Origin of the sequence: Lysinibacillus sp. OF-1 (genome assembly GCF_028356935.1) — a bacterium.
Taxonomy (GTDB): Bacteria; Bacillota; Bacilli; order Bacillales_A; family Planococcaceae; genus Lysinibacillus; species Lysinibacillus fusiformis_D.
Genome location: NZ_CP102798.1, coordinates 3,488,953 through 3,503,255, shown reverse-complemented (window position 1 = coordinate 3,503,255; position 14,303 = coordinate 3,488,953). Strand labels below are relative to the sequence as shown.

The 14,303-nt window shown below is 36.4% G+C and carries 13 protein-coding genes; 8 read left to right on the top strand and 5 right to left on the bottom strand.

Annotated elements, in window-relative coordinates; translation table 11 throughout:
- Nucleotides 1–2 precede the first annotated feature (2 nt).
- Both NV349_RS17110 and NV349_RS17105 read right to left on the bottom strand, forming a co-directional pair.
- Nucleotides 3–806, bottom strand: a complete 804-nt coding sequence (locus tag NV349_RS17110; RefSeq protein ID WP_036118857.1) for a cobalamin-binding protein — start codon at nt 804–806, stop codon at nt 3–5.
- A gap of 144 nt (nt 807–950) precedes the next feature.
- Nucleotides 951–2,156: an iron-containing alcohol dehydrogenase gene (locus NV349_RS17105; RefSeq protein ID WP_036118859.1), complete on the bottom strand. Its 1,206-nt coding sequence runs from the start codon at nt 2,154–2,156 to the stop codon at nt 951–953.
- Between the two features lie 540 nt (nt 2,157–2,696).
- Between NV349_RS17105 and NV349_RS17100 the strand changes: the two genes are divergently transcribed.
- On the top strand, nt 2,697–3,245 hold the full coding sequence (locus NV349_RS17100; RefSeq protein WP_058843400.1) for a MarR family winged helix-turn-helix transcriptional regulator: 549 nt from the start codon (nt 2,697–2,699) through the stop codon (nt 3,243–3,245).
- Between the two features lie 90 nt (nt 3,246–3,335).
- On the top strand, nt 3,336–4,532 hold the full coding sequence (locus NV349_RS17095) for an MFS transporter (protein WP_271910713.1): 1,197 nt from the start codon (nt 3,336–3,338) through the stop codon (nt 4,530–4,532).
- A 119-nt stretch (nt 4,533–4,651) separates the two neighbouring features.
- Here NV349_RS17095 and rpsD read toward each other — a convergent pair whose 3' ends face one another.
- A complete protein-coding gene (rpsD, locus tag NV349_RS17090) occupies nt 4,652–5,254 on the bottom strand; it encodes a 30S ribosomal protein S4 (RefSeq protein WP_036118865.1) in 603 nt (200 codons plus the stop codon).
- 473 nt (nt 5,255–5,727) lie between these two features.
- Here rpsD and NV349_RS17085 point away from each other — a divergent pair, with 473 nt between their 5' ends.
- Entirely contained in the window at nt 5,728–7,611 is a 1,884-nt protein-coding gene (locus tag NV349_RS17085) for a sensor domain-containing diguanylate cyclase (RefSeq protein WP_141904662.1), read from the top strand.
- A gap of 86 nt (nt 7,612–7,697) precedes the next feature.
- Here NV349_RS17085 and NV349_RS17080 read toward each other — a convergent pair whose 3' ends face one another.
- Nucleotides 7,698–8,177, bottom strand: coding sequence for a GAF domain-containing protein (locus NV349_RS17080; RefSeq protein ID WP_036118867.1), 480 nt, complete (start codon nt 8,175–8,177; stop codon nt 7,698–7,700).
- Nucleotides 8,178–8,201: 24 nt separating this feature from the next.
- A complete protein-coding gene (gene hisJ, locus NV349_RS17075; RefSeq protein ID WP_271910712.1) occupies nt 8,202–8,996 on the bottom strand; it encodes a histidinol-phosphatase HisJ in 795 nt (264 codons plus the stop codon).
- 163 nt (nt 8,997–9,159) lie between these two features.
- Here hisJ and ezrA point away from each other — a divergent pair, with 163 nt between their 5' ends.
- From ezrA to NV349_RS17050, 5 genes are all read left to right on the top strand, one after another.
- The gene (gene ezrA, locus NV349_RS17070; protein WP_036118869.1) at nt 9,160–10,860 is read left to right on the top strand and encodes a septation ring formation regulator EzrA; all 1,701 of its coding nucleotides are present in this window, start codon (nt 9,160–9,162) and stop codon (nt 10,858–10,860) included.
- Between the two features lie 87 nt (nt 10,861–10,947).
- Complete coding sequence (locus NV349_RS17065; RefSeq protein WP_089934181.1) at nt 10,948–11,415, top strand: GNAT family N-acetyltransferase; 468 nt, start codon at nt 10,948–10,950, stop codon at nt 11,413–11,415.
- A gap of 106 nt (nt 11,416–11,521) precedes the next feature.
- Complete coding sequence (locus NV349_RS17060) at nt 11,522–12,676, top strand: cysteine desulfurase family protein (protein WP_036118871.1); 1,155 nt, start codon at nt 11,522–11,524, stop codon at nt 12,674–12,676.
- Entirely contained in the window at nt 12,676–13,887 is a 1,212-nt protein-coding gene (thiI, locus tag NV349_RS17055; RefSeq protein ID WP_036118873.1) for a tRNA uracil 4-sulfurtransferase ThiI, read from the top strand. Before NV349_RS17060 ends, thiI begins: the two co-directional genes overlap by 1 nt.
- Before the next feature lie 144 nt (nt 13,888–14,031).
- Nucleotides 14,032–14,247: an alpha/beta-type small acid-soluble spore protein gene (locus NV349_RS17050; protein WP_036118875.1), complete on the top strand. Its 216-nt coding sequence runs from the start codon at nt 14,032–14,034 to the stop codon at nt 14,245–14,247.
- The last annotated feature ends 56 nt before the right edge of the window (nt 14,248–14,303 follow it).

Sequence of the window (14,303 nt, the reverse complement as noted above, 5' to 3'; positions counted from 1 at the left end):
ATTTATAAGAAACTTGGAGGTTTTATCTGTTTATATTCTTTAGGATGCAATAGGTTCGCAAGCTTTATGGCACCTTCGATCAGCCGTGGAGAGGGGCGGCAATACAGCCATTCTTCCATTACGTGAAGCTGTTTCATTTGAACGGCATGTAGCTCTTTAGCATGTGGACGTTTTAATAAATTAGCAGGCTGTATACGCTCAAATGCTACACCTACCCAAGCCATCATAATGTAGTCGGGCTTTCGCTCAACGACATCTGCCCAATCCGTTTGAACACTGGCAAGATCTACATCTTGAAATAAATTAACCCCACCTGCAATAGCACTAATTTCCGTAAGCCAGTTTATTTTTCCTGGTGTAAAAATAGGATTGGGCCACCATTCCCAATAAAGAGTAGGTTTCTTTTGGATAGTCTGTGCAATGGAACGCATCTTTTCGATAGAATCCATGTATTGTTCGGCGATGGCCTGTGCATGTTTTTCCACATGACAAGCTCTTCCAAGTGTCAGAAGGTCCTGAGCAATCTCCTCTAGTGAGTTTGCATTAAAAATGATGTGGGGAATCTTTCTTTCTTTCAATGCTTCAATATTTCTTTCCATCCCAGGCACACTTAAGGAAGCTAGGACAAGATCAGGCTGTAATGCCTCTAATGCATCCATATTAATGGATAAATCTGGTCCAAGCTGTGGTAAATCTTTAACCGTAGCTGGCCAATCAGAAAAATCATCGACACCAACGAGCTGGTCTGTCAGCCCTAAATAAGCGACTAATTCTGTATTGCTAGGACAAATTGAAATTAAACGCATATCGTTTTTCTCCTATTCTTTTTAAGAAAAGTATAGCGAGAGTTTCTAGTATAGACAATGTATGTATACTGAACCTATAAAAAAGTGGAGAAAACAAGCGTTTTCTCCATCTATTGTCATGGTAGGCTTATATGAATTCCTCGATTAAGAAAGGACAACCGCTTCGAGTGACTCCTCTTTTTTCGCAAGAGGCCCCATTGCATTAGTAATGATTTGTTTAATATCCTCTAGTGTTGCTTTACGAGGGTTGGTCTCAGCACAAACATCCAACATTGCATTTTTCGCTAAGATTTCGATATCCTCATCTTTTGCACCCAATGCACGGAAGCCGCTAGGAATATTTAAATCTTGTGATAGCTTTTCAATAGCTGTAATAGCCTTTTCAGCGGCATCACGTTTACTTAATCCTTCCACATTCTCTCCTAATAATTCAGCGATACGAGCAAAGCGTTCTGTACGTGCTGTTACATTGTAGCGGCAAACATGTGGCAATAAAATAGCATTGCACACGCCATGTGGTAAATTATAGTAGCCACCTAATTGATGAGCAATCGCATGCACGTAGCCAAGCGATGCATTATTAAAGGCCATTCCTGCTAAAAATTGAGCATACACCATTTGCTCCCGCGCTTCTAAATCAGCACCGTTCGCATAAGCACGCGGTAAAAATTCAGGAACGAGTTGAAGTACCTTTTCAGCACATGCATCTGTAATTGGCGTAGCATTAGTAGAAACAAAGGATTCAATCGCATGTGTTAATGCATCTACGCCAGTAGCCGCAGTTAGAGCCGGTGGTAAGCCAATCATAAGCTCGGGGTCATTAATGGATAATAACGGTGTTACATGTTTGTCAACAATGGCCATTTTCACTTTACGTGCTGTATCTGTAATAATTGTGAATCGAGTCATTTCACTTGCTGTCCCAGCAGTTGTATTGATCGCAATTAATGGCACCAATGGATTTTGTGATTTGTCAACGCCTTCATAGTCATGAATGCGTCCACCATTCGAAGCAATAAGTCCGATACCTTTTGCTGCATCGTGTGCGCTGCCTCCTCCAAGAGAAACAATGGAATCGCAGTTTTCAGCATGATATACTGCTACACCATCTTCAATATTCTGATCTGTTGGATTTGGTTCTGCTTTAGGGAAAATTGCTACATCGATTCCAGCAGCTGTAATGATGTTTGCAATTTGTTCTGAGAGACCTAATTTGTGTAATCCCTCATCTGTTACGATTAATGTCTTTTTCACTTCTAAATCGTTTAAGCGTTTACCAACTTCTTGAATTGCTCCAGGTCCAAATAAGTTTGTTTTCGGCATAACAAATTGCTTTAGAACGTCTGACATATTTCCAACCCCTTTTAAAAAATTATTATTGCTTGAATGATGGTGAACCACCTTTCGGAATTCATCGTATTCTATTTTTTGTAAAAGTTCAACTCGTATTTTTATTAAAATTGTTCATTTTATTCATGTTATTATTTCACAAAAAAGTTAAGGTGTTGAAAGGGTGTTTAGAAAGTAGTTTTGTATAAGAATATTGAATTTAATGTAGTTTGAAAAATATTTTACTATGAAAGTAAAATATATTTTTTAGAAAATGGTTCTATTTTTATGAGTAGTTGAATAGTAAATAACTGATATTTTGTTTTTATTATTAAGGTAGTGATTATGTTATTTTGAAACGGTGTAATTACTATTTTAAAGTACATAAGATTGTCATCATATGAGAGGGGAATAATTATTGTTCGTTATAATGAAATACGTCTGCGCTAAAAAATAGTGGCTTTATTTTGAAGAAATTTGTGGAAATAAAAGTGCTTGCATTAGATTAATTTTATAGTTAGAATGGTTAATAGTTAGATAATCTAATTAAAAGGTGATTCAATGACAAAACTTAAGAAAACGTACACGAATGAAGATGATTTACCAGTGTTAGGGGTAGAGCCATATATTGAACTGATTCAGGCGTCCTCTTCAAGTGAGACAAATCAAGAAGATGCAAAATTGGGATTAATGTTGTTATGGTTAAGTGATCATGTTTTAGATGTAACAGACAATGAGTTAGCTCCTTTTGGAATTACAGAAAGTAAATTGGACTTATTACTATTGCTGACACTACATGAAGAGAGACGTGCGACTCCGTCTGCTTTAGCTAAACGATTGGGAATTACGAGGGCATCAGCAACATCAATGCTGGATTGGCTAGAAAAGAGAAATCTTGTTGTACGGAATCATAGTAAAGAAGATCGGAGGAAGATCTATGTAAGTTTAACTGATGAAGGGCGTACTTTTATCGCTGAGGTTTTACCGACTTATTGGTCGTCATGTGCTTCTAATTTAATCGATTTGGAACCTGATGAACGAAAAGTATTCGAGAAATTAGTGAGTAAATTATTAAAATCTATACAAAGAAAACTAAAGGTGGAACGTTAAACTGTAGCTATATTGATACAGTTTAATTTTTAGTTGTTTAATTAGATTATCTAACTATAAGCTAATCAAACTAAAAGGGTGATTTATTTAATGAACATTGTAATTTCAGGAAATCGCGCAAATTATACTTTAATGACAACTATTTTAGCCTGGACAGGTATGGTGGTGATGTCGAGCCTCTATTTAACAATACCTCTTATTAGTTTATTCAGTGATTATTTTCATATTTCATTGTCTAAAGCAGGTTTTACATCAAGTGTTTTTTCACTTGGATTTGCGCTAGGGTGTTTTTTCTATGGTGCAATATCAGAAAAATATGGACGTAAAAATGTCATCGTATTTGGGCTTTTTTCATTAAGTGTGATAACGTTACTTCTAGGTTTAGTTAATGATTTTTCTTTTATTCTTCTAATGAGAGGATTACAAGGGCTTGCGGCAGCTACATTTTCACCAGTAGCGCTTGCTTATACTCTTGAGGTTTTTCCAAATGATCGAAAAGTTGGGACAGTTGGTTTTATTAGTACGGGATTTCTTGTAGCGGGTATAGTTGGTCAGGTATTTAGTGGATATGTAAGTGAACATAGTCATTGGCACGTCATCTTTTATGTGCTTGCAGTAGTGTATGCTATGACTGCTTTGTTAGTCGTGTGGATCTTACCGAAGGGAATCGTTCACAATGAAACCAAAAATATATGGGCTCCCTTGAAGAGAATTGGTAGTATTTTCACCAATAGAAATTTGATATTTAGTTATATCATTGCATTTGTTTTATTAATGTCATTTGTCAGTATGTACATTATTTTGGGGGCATATTTAACGAGTGATTCCTTTGGTATGAAAAGTCAGAACCTCATTTACATTCGTGCCTTTGGGATAGTAGGAATGGTGATGTCACCATTTGCAGGTAAATTAGCAAAGCGCTTTAATGAGCTGTTTGTACTGAAAATGGCCTTGTCATTTTCGATTATCGCACTAATCATGATGAGCTTTCTTTCAACCATAGCTGGTTTAACGATCGTTAGTATTTTATTTGTTAGTGGGATTGCTCTTGCGGTTCCTTCATTAGTGACAATTGTTAGCCAGTTAGGCTGGAATATGGGAGGGATTGCAATCTCTATGTATACAGTCATTTTATTTGCTGGAACAAGTGTTGCGCCATTCATATCTGTTTATTTGATACAATCTGGTAGCTTTGCTGTAGCCTTTCTTCTTCTAGCTATCACACTTAGTATCGGATTCGTTTCCGCACTAATGATTACAATTGGAAACAACAAAAGTTTAAATTGATTGTTTAGGGGTGTTAGGATGAAGCTCTAAGTAAAAATTATTATTACAATTATATGGTGAAGACAATAAAAAGGCCCTGAAACCTTGATATACAAGGGATTTCAGGGCTTTTGTTGTCATTAACGAGAGTAGTACTCTACGATGAATGATTCGTTGATTTCAGCTGATAATTCAGAACGCTCAGGAAGGCGAGTGAATGTACCTTCTTTTTTGTCAGCGTCGAATGTTAAGTAGTCAGGTACGAAGTTGTTTACTTCGATAGCTTCTGCTACAACAGCAAGGTTTTGAGATTTTTCACGAAGAGAAATCGTTTGACCTGGTTTTACGCTGTATGATGGGATATCAACGCGTTTGCCATCTACTAAAATGTGACCATGGTTAACTAATTGACGAGAACCACGACGAGTACGAGCTAAACCTAAACGGTAAACTAAGTTGTCAAGGCGAGTTTCAAGAAGGATCATGAAGTTTTCACCGTGAACACCTTTCATTTTACCAGCACGGTCAAATAGTGTACGGAATTGACGTTCGTTCATACCATACATATGACGAAGTTTTTGCTTCTCTTGAAGTTGTAAACCGTATTCTGATAATTTTTTACGTTGGTTTGGACCGTGTTGACCTGGTGCGTAAGGGCGTTTTTCGATTTCTTTACCTGTACCGCTTAGTGAGATACCAAGACGACGTGATAATTTCCAAGATGGACCTGTATAACGAGACATATTGTTGTCTCCTCCTTTAAATTTGGTTTTTTTGTTGTAAAACAAAAACCAGTAGTACCCATTCTTACACGCATTTTATTTTCATGTATTTTCGCCTATGCAGCCGTTAGGTTACGCAATACACCATCTAATTTCCGTTGCTAGAAGAATCTAAGTAGTTGTACATATGAAAATAGAGGAATAAAATACAGTTATAAGCTTATACCACTGCTGCGTTTATTTTACACAAACTCCATTGTAACTGCTCAGGACAAGGACGTCAATTATTAACATATAAAATTTCATCATGAGTTTTCATAGTAGGAAATTCCTTAAGACCTATTTCAAATGATGTGAAAATAGTTAATGATACGCTGTGTAATGTAAAATGTAAAAGTAAGGGATAATTACATAGTCAAAATGACACAAATTATGTATAATATATTATAAGTTAATAGTAATTGATTTGGACGTTATATAGAAAAGGTGATTTCATGACAGACCATTTACAAACGCTAAAATATATAAAATCTGATGTTTTGAGCTTTTGGGTGAGTTCTAATGAAGAACAAGCTAGTTTTAATGGGTATTTTTATTCATTAAAACAGTGTCTAAAGAAGCACTTGAAAATTGATAATGCAGCTTTTCTCAGCTTTGAAGGTAATTCATTAATACCTATTGAGGAGATGGCTTCATTAACAATTGAAACAAAGCTAAATGCTGTGTCATGGCTGATGATCGAAGCTAGTTTTTATCAACAAAAAGTAGTGAAAATTCCTTATATAATAAAAGCAAGACAGGCCTATTCAATGATGACAGATATGGTGCTTTTCCAAGCAGAGGGCAAACATCCCATTGGTGTATTACTTGTGGAGGCATCAGAGTCTTGGAATGACTTTATGACCTCGGATTATGGTGAAGAGTGTATAGAAATACTTTCGAAAGTTCTTCAAATGATGAGGGACAATTTAGATGTCAAAATAAACGAAGATCAATATAGAAAACTCTATAATATGACTGATTTATTTCATTCAACAATGGATATTGATTTAATTTTAGAAAATGTATTGAAAAATATAAGGGATAATTTCCCTGAGTTTAATGTAGAGCTTATATTATCGAATGATCAAGATCGACATACGACCATCGATATTAAGCTTTTTGATTATTTATCAGAAAGACCTGCTACAATTGAGGCTTTTGTATCAGGAGAGTTAACAACAGAACTAGCAAGTGATTTAAATTGTCGATTGTTAAATGCGCCGATAAAGGGCAGGCAAGCTATCTATGGCATCTTGCAAGTAAGTGCACCAACGACTTATCTTTTTTCAACGACTGAAAAAGACTTCGTACGAATGCTTGCACAAGCGTCAGGAAATGCACTTGAAAATGCAAAATTATATCATCAATCGCATCGTCTTGTAAGCGATTTACAACTCATCAATGAAACATCACATCGTTTAAATATGCGGATTGACATTCATGAAATGTTACTTTTCCTACAAAAGCAGTTACTGAAATCTTTTCAACCAATGGAAGTTTGTTTCGCATTTAAAAAAAATGATACGTTTGAAGTGACGGGCGCAAGTACATCTTTGTTCAATGCAGAAGAGGGGCAGACCTATATAAAACATGTTGAGCAGCATTTTGCTCAAACGAATGATCCACTGTTTATTGCCGATTTCAGTCGTTTAACAACGAATCAAATTGAGTACCGTTCCATTATGGCGATCCCTATATTAATGGAAGAAAAGATCAATGGTTTTAGTATTGTCTTACATAAAGAGCCATATTTCTTTTCGTTCGATAGTTTTAAATTAATGCAATCGTTAATTCATCACTCCTCTTTAGCCATTGCAAATTCAATTTTACGAACACAACTTCAGGAAATGGTCGATTTGGATCATTTGACAAAACTATATGCACGCAGTTATCTCGATCAATTTGTAGAAAAGTCGCTTGAATACGACCAGTCTGGGATGTTCTTATTAATTGACATTGATAATTTTAAGCGCATCAATGACACGTACGGTCACCAAGTAGGGGATAAAATTCTTGTGCAAATTGCACTCCAATTGAAAGAGACGATTGGTAGTCGTGGGATTTGTGCAAGATGGGGCGGAGAAGAGATGTCTGTTTATGTACCAAATATTAAGGAGCAGGAAGCATTAGAATTAGCATCCGCCATTGTGGAGGTTATTCCGAGTACTACAGATCCACAAGTAACTATTTCTGCGGGCCTCATAACATGGGATGAACGAGACCGACCAGCATTCCAATCTGTTTTTTTACATGCTGATACAGCCTTATATGAAGCGAAAAATAGTGGGAAAAATCGTTTTTGCATTCATGACGGCTCTTATCAAACTAATGTATAGGCGAATAAGGCGAAATGTCTATGGCTGTACAAATAATTTGCCCTGAAATGACAATATAAAACATTTCAGGGCAATTTTTTAATATTTTATAAATGAAGAAGTAATGTTTGGACAAATTGTTCTAAGCCATTGCGGTCTTCCTCTGAAAAACGGCTCACAATGGGGCTATCAATGTCAAGGACACCAATGATCTTGCCTTGTTTTATCAATGGAATCACAATTTCGGACTGTGAAGCAGCATCACAGGCAATATGTCCTGGAAATTCGTGCACATCTTTGACAACAATCGTTTCTTTCGTTGCCACGGATGTTCCACAAACGCCACGACCAATGGGGATTCTCACGCAGGCTGGAAGACCTTGAAATGGTCCGAGTACAAGCTCATTTTCTTGTAGGATATAAAAGCCAACCCAGTTAATGTCAGTTAAAAACTGATTTAAAAGTGCTGAGGCATTACTTAAATTGGCGATCAAATCTGTTTCGCCAGTCAGTAGTGCATCTAATTGTTTGGATAATGTCAGATATTGGCCAGCAATTGATCCTTCGTAATTAATTTTTGTAAACATATAAGCACCTCGTTTAAAAATTATTTATATTGGTAATATAACATTATGATGTTGATGTAAGTCCGTTGTGCTATGTGCATCCGAACCAAATACATATGGCAGTTCAATAGCTTGACTATACTTGATAAAAGTAAATGGAGGGTAAGGCTCCTGACAATATTGTTTGCTTAAACCAGCACTATTTATATCTAGCTCATAGCCCCCACATTTCATGCTGTCTAATACTTCTTTGATGCGTGAGGCATCATTGATTTTTTCATTATGCACTAGCTGAAATTTATGAACAAGAGATGGATGCCCAATCCGCTTCGGCTTGTATGGACCAAGATCGGCCTTAATGGATTGTAGGACAGTATCATAATATAAATCATAAACCTGTTTAACAGAGCCAACTTTTTTTGAAAAATCAATAAAGCACTCAGGAGAAAAGTCGATACATACAAAGGAATCTTGCCATTGTAAAAAATGGACAGACAAGATCGCATCATCTAAAAAATGTCCATATGTATCAAGGAATTGCCGAGTTTCTTGTTCAAAACCTTGGATATAGTCAACTTCTAACCCAATTCGGATGCGAATATCTTGTGCATACTGTTTTTGTAGGTGTTGCAATTCCTCAAAGTAGGGCATGAGATCATGTGGATTCATTCCGCTATCTTTTTGCGGGGTAGGATCGACAAAATTTTTTGGTAATGGGGCATGTTCAGTAAAGGTGATATCAGTGAAATGGTGAGAAATTGCTTTTTCAATATATTGCACGAAAGAGTCTGAACTGCCATGTGGACAAAAAGGACTATGTATATGCCCATCACGTTTCATAATTTACCACTCCTTTAGCTCTATAGATGCGCTATTTAAGTATTTCACAATAGCGAAAATACAGTTTTCTGAAAAACACTTAAATTTTAGTACAAAAGGCGAAAACATAGTATATAATAAAGACAACTAGCCAATTCGTTTATTGTAGAATAGGAGGCTTACGATGGAGTATATCATCATTCCGATTATCCTACTATTAATTTTAGCCATAGTAGGATTTATGATGCGAAGAAAACATGTTGCAATCATTGCAAAACTTGAAAATGAAAAATTACAAATTCAACATAATCCTATAAATGAAGAAATTTCAAAAGTAAAATCTTTAAACATGAACGGTGAAACGGAAGAAATGTTTGAACGATGGCGCAATACTTGGGATGAGGTCATCGATGTACATATGACTAAAATTGATTCATTGCTATTTGATGCTGAGGATCAAATTAATCGACTTCGTTTTAAAAAAGCGACGTTTATAGAACGTGAAATTGAAGATTATATTGAGAAATGCGAACAAGATAAAGATAAAATTTTAGAAGAACTGAATGAATTAATTGGCAGCGAAGAAAAAAATCGAATTGAAATTGAACAATTAAAGGAATATTATCGCTCAGCAAGAAAGACTTTGCTTGCTCACCAACATTCATTTGGTGTAGCGTTACCTGCACTTGAGAAAAAGCTAGAAACATTTGTACAAAAGTTTGAAGAGTTTGATGTATTGACAAATGATGGGAATTATTTGCAAGCACGCGAAATTGTCATTAGTTTAAATCAAGAATCACAGCAGACCTTTGAATTTATTAATGATGTCCCAACTATTTTAACGGAATTACAAGTGAAGCTACCAGGAGCGGTTCAGGAATTGCGGAATGGTCAACGTGAAATGGAAGATCAATCTTACTATTTACAGCATTTAGAATTGACTGAGGCATTAAATAAGTATGAAAAAGAGTTTGATGAATTAAAAAAAGACTTAGCAGCGCTTAATTTAACAGTAGTTAAACCTCGTGTGACAGAAATAAATGAAGAAATCGATCATTTTTATGATTTACTTGAAAAAGAGGTTATTGCTAAAAATTACGTTGATCAAAATTGTGAGCGTCTATTAAGCTCCATCACTAATGTTATTTCTTCAACAAAATTAGTGAATGATGAAGCGACCTATGTGCAGCAAAGTTATCATTTGAACGAAAAGGATGCAGAAATTCCGAAAGCTGCATTAAAGCAATTGGAAGCATTACAACGTCGCTACGACTTATTAGCTATGCGTGTGAGAGAAGAAAAATCGGCTTATTCTAGTTTACAGGAAGAATTAATCGAAATTAGTGAAGAGCTTGAACGAATTCATGAGGAGCAAGGACATTTATCAAATACAATGAAGAAGCTTCGAATTGATGAAAATAAAGCCCGCGCTCAAGTTGAAAATTTAAAGAAAATATTACAAGATACAGATCGCTTATTGAACAAGGCCAATATCCCAGGAATCCCTGAGGAAATGGATGCACGTCTTGATGAGGCTGCAGAGCACATCTACATTGTTATGCAAAGCCTGCAAGAAGTACCATTAAATATGGGGACTGTTCATAATAATTTAAATGCTGCCACACTGTGCGTAGAGGATGTAAAAGTCAAAGCACATGAGTTAATAGAAAATGTTATGCTTATTGAACGTATTATTCAGTATGGAAATCGTCATCGTGCTTCGAATCCAACATTGAATGCGCGTTTAAAAGAAGCTGAAGAGGCATTCCATCAATTCCGTTATGCGAAAGCATTAGAAGAAGCAGGAACAGCTGTTGAAGAGATGGAGCCAGGTGCTTTAAAACGTATTCAAGAAATGGTTGCAGAAGAGTCTATGTCAAATTAATTCAAATAACTGTTAGCTGTCTAAAAAGTATAGCGATTACTTTTTAGACAGCTTTCTTTATTAAATAGAGGGAAAGGTGTGATACGGTTGAAGCTGTCGCTACGAGAAATGAATGAGAAGTATGCGAGTGAAATTTTACAATGGCATTATGCAGCACCATACGATTTTTATAATAATGATTTATCAGATGAAACCTTACAAGAAATGCTCGAAAATCCCTACTATGCTATCTTTAATGAGCGGGAGGAGTTAATCGGCTATTATTGCACAGGAACAGCCGCACAAGTACCGAAAGGACATGACATTGGGGCATATGCAGAATGCTATGTAGATATCGGCATCGGTATGAAGCCCAATCTAACTGGTCAAGGCTTAGGGACGGCATTTTTTTCGTTTATTGTCAAAACAATTCAACAAGAGCATCAACTACCGCTTCGTTTAACTGTGGCCCGATTTAATAAGAGAGCCATTTGTCTTTATGAAAAATTCGGCTTTGTCAAAGATAGTGAATTTAGTACACCAACAGTCTTTATTACAATGTTGAAAAAAGTGTAATATGCTATTTAAAATTTGAAGAATCGTGAAAGTTAGTGGTCAATCGCCAAAGATTGCGTTATGATAAATACCGTTAAATCAACGTTTTGAAAGTGTGTGAAAAGTGATGGTTAAGACAATTTATTTAGATAATAGTGCAACAACAAAACCTTTAACAGAGGTTATGCAGACATTTATGGTAGTGAATGAGCAGTATTATGCCAATCCTGCATCCATCCATGCCATGGGAGTTGAAGCAAATGATTTATTAATGCGTGCACGTGAGCAAGTAGCAGATATTTTGCAGACAGAGGCAAAAAATGTGCTATTTACTTCAGGTGGGACCGAGTCAAATAATGCAGCTATTTTTGGTATAGCACGTAGTAATACACATATAGGAAAGCATATTTTAACGACTGAAATAGAACATCCATCGGTTTTAGAAACAGTTAAACAGCTTACAAAAGAGGGCTATGAGGTTGACTATCTTCGAGTTGATCAACATGGAGTCATTTCTTTAGAGGAGCTGCGTGCTAAAATACGTAAAGATACAATTTTAGTCAGCATTATGCATGTGAATAATGAAATGGGTGCTATCCAGCCTATTAAGGAAGCAGCAGCAATGATTCATGAAATGAGTAGAGCAGCTCTTCATGTTGATGCTGTTCAAAGCTTTGGGAAATTAGCTGTGTCCTTTAATGGAGAAGAAGGTCCAGACAGTATTGCTATTTCTGGTCATAAAATTCATGGCTTTAAAGGCTCAGGTGTATTAGCCTTTCGTAAAAGCATGAGATGGCAGCCTTATGCACTTGGTGGAGGTCAGGAATTTGGTTTGCGAAGTGGTACTGTAGCGGTACCGCAAGCAGCTGCATTAGCAAAAGCGGCTCGATTAGCAGTAGAAACATTGAATGACCGTGCAATGAAATACCGTCAATGGCAAGATGAAATTCGTACGCAACTAAAAGGATACGGAGAGGCAGTGCATATTTTATCGACTCCACAAGGAGCTGCACATATTTTATCGTTCAGTGTTCGTGATTTAAAAGGGGAAGTCATTATTAATGCTATGCAAAAACGTGGCATCATCGTGTCAACATCAAGTGCTTGTTCATCGAAGCAAACGAAAACAAGCCATGTTGTCGAGGCTCTGCACCTCGATGAGCATTATAAAAAAGGTGTAATTCGTATGAGCTTTGGTGCGCATAACACAGCACAAGATATAGAAAAGTTTAAACAAGTACTAGCAGAAGTCATGCTGGAACTCAAAGGAGAAATTAAGTAATGATTTGGAAAGAAATTTTAATTCGATATGGTGAGCTTTCTACAAAAGGTCGCAACAAAATGGATTTTATCCGTCGCTTACGTGAAAATATTCGTCATGCTTTTGCCGATCTAGGACAGCTGCATATTCGTACAGAGCGTGATCGTATGTTTATTGCTATAGAAAACGAAACACAAATGCAGGCACTCGTAACAGGCTTACCTAAAATTTTTGGTATTCAATCTTTTAGCCCTGTGGCTGCATGTGAAAAAGATATAGAAAGTATGAAGAAACTTGCCATCACTATAATGGAGACATTTAAAGATGAGCAGCATACATTTAAAGTAGAAGTGAAACGTACCGATAAAACATTTCCTTTAGAATCTCATGCCATCCAACGTGAGATTGGTGGCTATGTTTTACCGCAATTTCAAAATTTATCAGTCAAAGTGAAGCAGCCTGATATTGAACTACGTGTAGAAGTTCGTCATGATGCAACATATATGATGGCACAAGTTATTCCTGGCGCAGGTGGAATGCCTGTAGGGTCTAATGGAAAATCTTTATTAATGTTATCTGGTGGTATTGATAGCCCTGTTGCAGGTTATTTAATGATGAAGCGAGGCGTGCGATTAGAAGCGATTCACTTCTTTAGTCCACCATATACAAGCGAAAATTCATTAGAAAAAGTAAAGGTACTTGCCAATGAACTAACGAAATTTGGTGCTAGTATTCGTTTACATGTCATTCCATTTACTGAAATACAAGTTCTTATTAAAGAGAAAGTGCCTTCTAATGTATCGATGACAACAACACGCCGTATGATGTTGAAAGTAGCTGATCAGGTGCGTGAGGAAATTGGGGCACTTGCCATTGTAACAGGTGAAAGTCTTGGGCAGGTAGCGAGTCAAACGCTTGAAAGTTTAACAGCGATTAATGCTGTAACGAATACACCTATTTTGCGTCCGTTAATTTCATCAGATAAACTCGAAATCATTGATATTGCAGAAAAAATCGGCACATACGAAACATCTATTCAGCCATTTGAAGATTGCTGTACGATTTTTACACCTACAAGTCCAAAAACAAAGCCGAAGCTTGAAAAGGTCGAGCATTATGAAAGCTTCTCTGATTTTGATGAGCTAATCGAGCGAGCAGTAAAAAATCGAGAGGTCTATATTTTCCCTAAGAAAGAAGAGCAACAACAAGATAAGTTTGCAGAACTATTATAAGGATTCAAAGCCGTCTCAAAGTCCATTTTGAGACGGCTTTTTTATATTACTGGCTAGATGCCATTAGAGGTACAATTTACCTTTAAAATTTTCGTATTAAAAATCGAATATCGCACATTCTATATTCACAAGGAGGTGAGACACATGACTTCAAACAACAACCGCAGTTCAAACAAGCTTGCAGTACCTGGTGTACAACAAGCACTAGATCAAATGAAATACGAAATTGCACAAGAATTTGGTGTTCAATTAGGAGCTGAAGCTTCAGCTCGTGCTAACGGTTCCGTTGGTGGTGAAATCACTAAACGTCTTGTACAAATGGCAGAATCTCAATTAAAAGGTATGCCAAACAACCAATAAATGCTGACTAAGCATTTATAAACTTAAAACCAGTGACCGTAAAAGGCACTGGTTTT